This window comes from Paenibacillus sp. 01T422 (assembly GCF_056398785.1).
In genome coordinates, this window is record NZ_JBFTQB010000207.1 from 1 (window position 1) to 8,108 (window position 8,108).

8 protein-coding genes and 1 pseudogene are annotated in these 8,108 nt (G+C 46.7%); all 9 read right to left on the reverse strand.

Annotation, left to right across the window (positions count from 1 at the left end; genetic code table 11):
- A partial coding sequence (gene hemB, locus AC1DUA_RS13780; protein WP_477500304.1) for a porphobilinogen synthase occupies positions 1 to 764 on the reverse strand: 764 nt, incomplete at its 3' end.
- 28 nt (positions 765 to 792) lie between these two features.
- On the reverse strand, positions 793 to 2,325 hold the full coding sequence (cobA, locus tag AC1DUA_RS13785) for a uroporphyrinogen-III C-methyltransferase (protein ID WP_477500305.1): 1,533 nt from the start codon (positions 2,323 to 2,325) through the stop codon (positions 793 to 795).
- A 5-nt stretch (positions 2,326 to 2,330) separates the two neighbouring features.
- Positions 2,331 to 3,278, reverse strand: a complete 948-nt coding sequence (hemC, locus tag AC1DUA_RS13790) for a hydroxymethylbilane synthase (protein WP_477500306.1) — start codon at positions 3,276 to 3,278, stop codon at positions 2,331 to 2,333.
- Positions 3,279 to 3,291: 13 nt separating this feature from the next.
- The gene (locus AC1DUA_RS13795) at positions 3,292 to 4,023 is read right to left on the reverse strand and encodes a precorrin-2 dehydrogenase/sirohydrochlorin ferrochelatase family protein (protein ID WP_477500307.1); all 732 of its coding nucleotides are present in this window, start codon (positions 4,021 to 4,023) and stop codon (positions 3,292 to 3,294) included.
- 5 nt (positions 4,024 to 4,028) lie between these two features.
- Entirely contained in the window at positions 4,029 to 4,859 is an 831-nt protein-coding gene (locus AC1DUA_RS13800) for a cytochrome C assembly family protein (RefSeq protein WP_477500308.1), read from the reverse strand.
- Between the two features lie 33 nt (positions 4,860 to 4,892).
- On the reverse strand, positions 4,893 to 6,296 hold the full coding sequence (hemA, locus tag AC1DUA_RS13805; RefSeq protein ID WP_477500309.1) for a glutamyl-tRNA reductase: 1,404 nt from the start codon (positions 6,294 to 6,296) through the stop codon (positions 4,893 to 4,895).
- 156 nt (positions 6,297 to 6,452) lie between these two features.
- Positions 6,453 to 6,989, reverse strand: coding sequence for an S-adenosylmethionine decarboxylase (locus AC1DUA_RS13810; protein WP_477500310.1), 537 nt, complete (start codon positions 6,987 to 6,989; stop codon positions 6,453 to 6,455).
- 124 nt (positions 6,990 to 7,113) lie between these two features.
- Entirely contained in the window at positions 7,114 to 7,521 is a 408-nt protein-coding gene (speD, locus tag AC1DUA_RS13815) for an adenosylmethionine decarboxylase (RefSeq protein WP_161410245.1), read from the reverse strand.
- A 325-nt stretch (positions 7,522 to 7,846) separates the two neighbouring features.
- Positions 7,847 to 8,108: pseudogene (locus AC1DUA_RS13820) on the reverse strand (non-ribosomal peptide synthetase module); the annotation flags it as partial.

Below are 8,108 nucleotides of genomic sequence, written 5' to 3' on the forward strand. Positions count from 1 at the left end.
GGCTTCACCATTAAGAAGTCAGCGCCTTCTACAACGTCGCTTTCCGCTTCGCGCAGCGCTTCTCTTCCGTTGGCAGGATCCATTTGATACGTTTTGCGATCACCGAATTGCGGCGTAGAGTGCGCAGCATCCCGGAATGGGCCGTAATAAGCAGATGCATACTTCACCGAGTACGCCATGATTGGCGTATTTTCGTAGCCTGCTTCATCTAAACCAGTACGAATCGCATGAACATAACCGTCCATCATATTCGATGGGGCGATAATATCCGCACCAGCTTTCGCTTGGGAAACCGCCGTTTTCACTAGAAGCTCAAGAGATGCATCATTCGCAACGTCGGCTGCACCTGTGATTGGATGATGATGAATGACGCCGCAGTGGCCTGTATCCGTGAACTGGCACARACAAGTATCCGCAATAATAAGCAGGTTCGGGTTCAATTCTTTGATAAAACGAGCAGCTTGCTGCACGATACCCTCGTCCATGTAAGCAGATGTACCTTTTGCATCTTTGTAATCGGGAACTCCGAACAGCAGAATGGCTTGAATGCCAAGCGATGTAATTTCGTCAATCTCAGCTTTGAGCATGTCTAGAGACAGATGATAAACACCAGGCATGGAAGCAATTTCGGACTTGACGTTCGTGCCATGGGTTACAAAAATAGGCTGCACCAGGTCATTGACTGTCACCTGATTCTCGCGAACTAAATTACGAATAGCTGCATTTCCGCGCAAGCGGCGATTACGAACAATGGGGAAACTCATGAGGATTCCGCCTCCTTATTTAATGCCATTATTTAGGTTGAATCATACTATGAACAAGTGAAGCAACAGTGGCCTCTTCGGCCATATACGTAATCGGCAGTCCATATTGACGTACCGTCTCTGCGGTTTTGGGTCCGATACAAGCAATTTCAACCCCTTGCAGCAGGGATAAAGGTTCTTCAATTCCGAGCTGCCTCAGAGCTTCAATCAAATTCGTAACAGTGGATGAGCTCGTAAAAGTAATAATATGAATGCTATGATTTTGAAGCAGATGAATGATTTCATCCCCGTCGTCTACCGTGAGCACATTCTCGTATACATCAACTTCCGTGACTTGCAAGCCAAGCTCGCGCATCTTAGCGGGTAAATAATCACGTGCCAAATCGGCTGTTGGTAAAAGGACCTTCTGACCCGCTATCAGATCAGCTTGAATGGCCTCCAGGATGCCTTCACCTTGATATTTGCTCGGGAGTACATCGGCAATAATGCCTCGCTCAGCAAGCGCCTCAGCCGTTCTGGGACCAACTGCAGCAATACGGGCATTGCCCATTCTACGAACATCGATCCCCCGCTGACGCAAACGGTTGAAGAAAAACTCCACCCCGTTCACACTGGTTAATAAAATCCAATCGTAAGTAGGCAGTTTATCCAATGCTTCATCTAGTGCTTGCTGGGCTTCCGGCCGACTTGGCGGCTGCAACCGAATAACAGGGAACTCGACAGCTTCTCCGCCAAAGTCGTCGATGAGATCGACTAGCTCACTTGCTTGGCTTCTTGCTCGGGTTACCAAAATTCGGCGACCAAACAGCGGCTTCTTCTCGACCCAAGCCAATTTCTCACGCAGCTTTACGACCTCACCAACAATGATGACAGCAGGCGATTTGAATTCAGCTTCTCTTACCTTCTCCGTGATATCGGAGAGCGTTCCTGTGATGGTTGCTTGGTCTGCCCATGTCCCCCACCTTACCAAAGCGACAGGCGTTTCTGGGGGCTTGCCGCAGCGTATTAATTCGCGGCTGATTTGTTCGATATTCGCAACACCCATTAAGAAAACCATCGTGCCGATCGCTTTGGCCAGATGCTCCCAGTCCAGTCCAGAGTACGTTTTATTCGGATACTCGTGACCTGTAATAATTGCAAAGGACGACGTGAAATTACGATGTGTTACCGGAATTCCCGCATAAGCTGGAACGGCAATCGATGACGTAATGCCGGGAATGATGTCGAAAGTCACGTCGTGCTCCGCGAGCAATTCCGCTTCCTCGCCTACACGTCCGAAAACGCTGGGATCGCCGCCCTTTAGACGCGTCACGACTTTGCCTTGCAAAGCCAAATCTACGAGTAAATGATTGATTTCTTCTTGCTTTAAAATATGCTTGTCCGGAAGCTTACCGACAAAGATCAGCTCGGCATCCGGTTTGCGATGCTTTAGTAAACGAGGATTCGCCAGACGATCATATACAATGACATCTGCTTTCTGGATAGCTTCCAAACCACGAACTGAGATTAGCTTTGGGTCGCCAGGACCCGCGCCAACGAGATAAACTCTTCCCTTGTTCAAGTGGCTCACTCCCTTACCTCAGCTAAGATACGTTCAGCGCCTTGCTCAATTAGCTTACCTGCAATAAGTTCGCCCAGCGCTTCCGGATCTCTCCCGGAAGCTGTTTCCTTCAGCATGATCGCGCCATCCGGCGTTCCGACCATGCCTGTCAGCGTAAGCAGCGGCGTCTCTAGCCCGCTGCCTTCTTCGCTTACGCTCGCGTAAGCGCCGAGCGGCACCTGGCAGCCTCCGTTGAGTCTGCCAAGGAAAGCCCGCTCTGCTCGCACCGCGAGCGCAGTAGGCTCATGCTGGAACTTGCCCAGCAAGTCCAGCACGAAAGCATCGCCGCCCCGGCACTCGATGCAGAGCGCCCCCTGCCCTACGGCAGGGAGGCACTCTTCGGGCGGCAAGTACGCGCTGATGCGATCCTGCCAGCCGATCCGGTGCAAACCGGCTGCGGCCAACATAATCGCATCGAAGTTCTCTTCATCGAGCTTGCGCAGCCTCGAATCAATATTACCGCGGACCGACTCGATGCGGAGGTCCGGGCGGAGATGTTGCAGCTGGCTTGCACGGCGCAGCGAACTGGTACCAACAAGAGCGCCTTGCGGCAGCTCCTGCAGGGAGCCATATCCGCGTGTGATGAGCGCATCGCGCGGATCCTCACGCTTCGGTATCGCTCCAACGACAAGCCCTTCAGGAAGCTCGAAGGGCATATCTTTCATGCTATGGACAGCGATGTCGATTTCGCCGTCCACAAGTGCCTGTTCGATCTCCTTGACGAACAGCCCTTTACCGCCAACTTTGGATAAGGTTACGTCCAAAATACGGTCGCCCTTCGTGATAATTTTCTTAATTTCAAATTGGCAGTCAATCCCGTGCTCCGCAGCTAGTTGCTTTAAAAGTTCTACCGCTTGCCCCGTTTGTGTTAAGGCTAATGCGCTTTGTCTAGTACCTACAATAATGGTTCTCATCTCTACCCGCCTCCTAAACTCGCTGTCCGAAATCTGCAATCGCTGACCATGAAGGCCGGTCTGTTTCTACTTGACCTGATAGTCCAGTCGGCCAAGGTCCTTTCTCTATAGCCAAGTAAAGCTTATCCTTCCAACTATCGAACGAACCATCGCGTATTTTGTCCAGCACATCCCAATCCAGCATCTCTTTGAACATGCGCTGTCTAGCTTGTTTATCTGTTATTTTACTTTGCACAAGATGACGCACTTCGCTGAGGAAATCAAGATAAATGGCGTACTCCTCACCATAATTGTTATCCAGTTCCCTAGCAATTCTACGAGCTGCTGAAGGACTAGCTCCCCCAGTTGAAACGGCAATAACCAGCTTCCCTCTTCTTACAACTGAAGGCTGTATATACGAGCTAAGCTCTGGCTGATCAACCACATTGACCAATTTTCCCTGCGCAGTTGCGAGCTCATAGACCTGCGCGTTAATTTCAGCGCTATTCGTTGCTGCTACAACCAGAGTGAACGGTATCAACTCGTCCCTCGTCATCATAGACGGATGAAACGTCTGCCTGTGCAGGACTACTTCCGATTTATTCGCTAATTCGGTGATTCTCTCCGTGAATTCCATGCTGATAAGCGTCACGCGAGCCCCTGCTTCAAGCAGTGAGACCACCTTACGTTCTGCGATTGGCCCACCGCCAATCACCAAACATTGCCTTTCGGCGAGGTTCACCATAATCGGGTACGGATATTTCATGTTCATTAGCTCCATATCCAGTCATGAAAACCCGAAAAGAAGTTGGAAACTACAAAGTTAATCACGACAATGAAAAAAGCTGCCAGATTCCAAGCGGCTAATTTGTAGCCGGAAATCCGCATCGACTTCTGTTGAAATAAATAGAACGCATAGGCGGCCAACACAAAAAACGAATTGATGACCTTCGGATCATAAAGCAGATTGTGATTTCCCTCTAGGACAACCCAGACCACGCCAAGACTTAACGCCATCAGAAGTAAAGGAGCCCCAATAATGACGGAAAAATACGTATAATGCTCGATTTTCTCAAGCGAAGGCAATCGCATAACTGTTTGGGAAAACTTCTTGGCCTTCAACATATTGTGCAAAAACACATACATACAAGAGAAGATAGCTGCAATAGAAAATGCTGCGTAGCTGCCAATCGCTAGGGTAATATGTATAAATAATAGCTCATCGTTGATGTCCCAACCGGCTTTAATTGGCATTACGTGCGGGTTTGCAAATATGTTTAAAGCGAGTATGGCAAAACCAAGAACGTTCACAAAAAACACGAACAATTCGATTCGGAAAAATCGGTTGACTATCAAGGAAATCGTCACAATCAACCATGAAAACATAAACAAGACGTCTGTTCGGGCAAAGGCCCATTCTGTCAAATGGCCGTATAAATTAATAGCTAAGTATGCGGTCTGCAGAACCCATACAAATAAAAGGAGCCCCGTCCCCATCCGTTTCGCGCTTCGGTTCGCATTCGCGAAATCCGAAAAGTAAAACAATAGGCTCAGGGCATACATATAAATCATCGCATCAAACAACCAGCTACGAGTTACCATGGCACCTCTCCTAGGCGATTAGCGCCTTTATTCTCAAGATTTTGCCAGAATATCCACGGCTTGCAAGCCGCGTACGGACAGTTTCTCTTCCAGAAGCTGTTTCGCTTCCTGCGCTTTCTGTCCAGCTTCTAGCTCTTGTGCTAACTGATTGGCTTGCTCTTGTTGTTCTAATGTCTCTTCTAGGGCAAATAATTTCGTGAAGAGGTCGAGCGCTTCTTCCCCGTGACGTTCTCCCGCCATTTCCTTAATGCGTAGGATCGGGTCGCGCAGCACTTGGTTCACGATACTTTTGGTTAATTTACGGATCACTTTAATTTCACGCTCATCGAGATCAGGCAGCTTATTCAACATGCTTTCCATCGTCTCTTCGTGAATCTGGCTCGCTTTCGCCTGAAGGGCATTAATAACCGGACTGACGCCAAGTGTCTTGGTCCATTGCTCAAACACACCGATTTCCGATTCAATCATCGTCTCAATCTTGGCGGCTTCTTTCTTTCTCTCCTGCAAATGCTTATCTACGATATGTTCCAGATCATCAATATCATACAGGAACACATTCGGCAGTTCGCTAATTTGCGGATCCAAATCACGAGGCACGGCAATATCCATCATGAACAGCGGACGCGATTTTCTCTTTTGGACATAAGACTGAATATCATTTTTGGTTAGGACATAACCCGGAGCACCTGTCGAGCTGATAATAATATCTACCTCTGGCAAATACGAAGCCATTTTGTCCATGGTGCACGGAATACCGTTGAATTTGTCAGCTAGCTCCGCTGCACGCTCAAACGTACGGTTAACAACGATAACTTTGTTAGCCCCGTTCGCATACAAATGCTTGACTGTTAGCTCACTCATCTTGCCAGCACCGATAATCATAACTGTCTTATTGTTATATGTACCAAAAATCCGCTTACCGAGCTCCACAGCAGCATAAGAAACAGAAACCGGATTATTGCTAATGCCCGTTTCGGAATGCGCCCTTTTGGCAAGTGTGACGGATTGCTTAAACAACGTGTTGAAATAGGAACCCGTCGCTTTCATTTTTTGAGACGATAAAAAAGCTTCTTTTACTTGTCCTAGAATTTGGGTTTCCCCTATCACCATAGAATCCAGACCGCTTGTTACACGGAATAGATGCTCAATCGCCTTCTCATTTTCATGCATATATAAATGTTTCTGAAACTGAGCCTTGGGAACTTGGAACCACCGCTCAATAAAATGTGTTAAATAGTGACTGCACATCTGTGGTCGATCCACAACGGCGTAAATTTCCGTGCGATTGCAGGTGGCGACAATTACACACTCTAAGATGCTTTTTGTTTCTTTCAATTCAGCCAATGCGGTCGGCAAATCTTGTTCAGAAAAAGCAAATTTCTCACGAATTTCAACTGGAGCTGTTCGATAATTTAGACCAACTGTTACAATATGCAAATGTACCACCTGCCTTTCATTGATTTTCTATGAATATTATAGCACAGCAAACTATTCAATCCGACAAAATATTTGAATAAATTATGAATGCTTCACTATGCTCGTTAGTTTTAACAGCAYTCGGCTCGCCTATACCTGAATTGGCAAGAAGCCCATTTATTGAAGCAGCTTTTTGCGGAGAAAAGCCGTTAAATGACTATCAAGTTCTGCCAATTTCGTGTTCTGGGAAGAAACAATATCCCCATTGGATGCCATGATTTTCTCATAAACCTCGTACATACTTTTATATTGCACCCCCGCTTCCTTGAGCGTTTGCAGTTCATCGGGCTTTAACGCTCGTTCGCCACCGATCTGAAGACGCTGCAGGTATTGGGATAACTGCATCATACTGGACATTGGGGTGAGATAATCCGATCCCCCAGCCGCTAGGACAAGACGTTCGTGTGTGTAGCCCGCAGAGTATAATGCCTGCTGGCTCGCATCCAGCTCATCTGTCGTTTTGCTTTGCGCAGCTTTCTCCAGATAGCTCATTAGTAGTTCCATCTGGAATAACGAAACTTGATACAGCAGATGAGAGGCGTCATGCTCTTCTTTATGATGTCCAAGCATTTGAGACAGCTGATAGATGGGCCAGATTATGAGAAAAAGAACAATACTGTACATGATGGCTTTTCTAGTTATTTTACGTCTCATTGTGTGAAATCCCCGCTTCCCTTATTGGACATGTGCATGTGTCGCAATAACATTGTATGGGGACAAGGACAAACAAATAACCACGGATTTCTCCGTGGTTATCGTTATTGTTATGTGCAGAACCCTACTTCACAAGCTCTGCTAGCTTAATTTCAGGAGTTTCTACTTGCAATTCACCCATTCCGCGAATTAACTTCTTCGCATGGAACGTTTCTGGTTTCAATACGGATACCATAAAATCAATTGCTAATTGAGGGTCCACTGTCTCACCGCATGTATAACAGTCAAGCGCGGCAAAACCTCTCTCAGGATAAGTGTGAATGGAGAGATGACTCTCGGACAACATAACAAGTACAGTTGCTCCTTGTGGTTCAAATTGCTTGGATTGTACAGATAGTACGGTTGCTCCGCATACCTCGGCAGCTTCTACCATCTGAGCCTGCAGCCAATCTGCATTGTTCAGAAGTTCGAAATCTACCCCCCAAGTATCTACAGCAACGTGTCTTCCGAAAGTTGAGTATTCAGTTTCCATCTTTCGGTTCCCCCTTCCTAGGAATAAAATGTCTGAAAAAAATTTCATCCGCTAGGACCTACGTCATTCACTTCCCGAGGGTATTATCTCTCGCAACATTCAATGTCCTGAGTGAATCCTGGTTCCTATATTGTTTCAACGAGAATAAAAATAACATCTATCGACGAGAATTGCAATAGTTTTTTTTACCAAGCTCTTTCTCATCCAAACACACAATAACTAATCTATGTAAAAGGCGTTTAACTTGTTCATTCTGCTCAAAAAGTCGCAAATTAGACACAAAAAAGACCCATACGGGTCTTCCATTTGCATGTATATGTTGTTGTTAAGCCTCGAGAATAAACAAACGATGTGTGAGCTCATTGAGGCGAGTGTCGATCTGCTGATGTTCTTCTTGATCCTGCACCATGTTGCGCAAGTCGAGAAGATGATTAATTTGGTCGTAGATCATTTCGATCTCTTGTTCGACTTCTCTCTTTTGGAACATTTCCTGCATAAGGCCAATAGTATCTCTGAACTCATAAATGACCGTTATTAATTGCCCTTTGACTTCTTCAATCTTCACAACCGTGCCGCGCTCATAGTAG

Bases quoted from the DNA above. Each gene is read 5' to 3' on its own strand.
- speD (WP_161410245.1), bottom strand. From the start codon at position 7,521: ATGGAAACTGAATACTCAACTTTCGGAAGACACGTTGCTGTAGATACT.
- hemC (WP_477500306.1), bottom strand. From the start codon at position 3,278: ATGAGAACCATTATTGTAGGTACTAGACAAAGCGCATTAGCCTTAACA.
- AC1DUA_RS13800 (WP_477500308.1), bottom strand. From the start codon at position 4,859: ATGGTAACTCGTAGCTGGTTGTTTGATGCGATGATTTATATGTATGCC.
- AC1DUA_RS13795 (WP_477500307.1), bottom strand. From the start codon at position 4,023: ATGAAATATCCGTACCCGATTATGGTGAACCTCGCCGAAAGGCAATGT.
- AC1DUA_RS13810 (WP_477500310.1), bottom strand. From the start codon at position 6,989: ATGAGACGTAAAATAACTAGAAAAGCCATCATGTACAGTATTGTTCTT.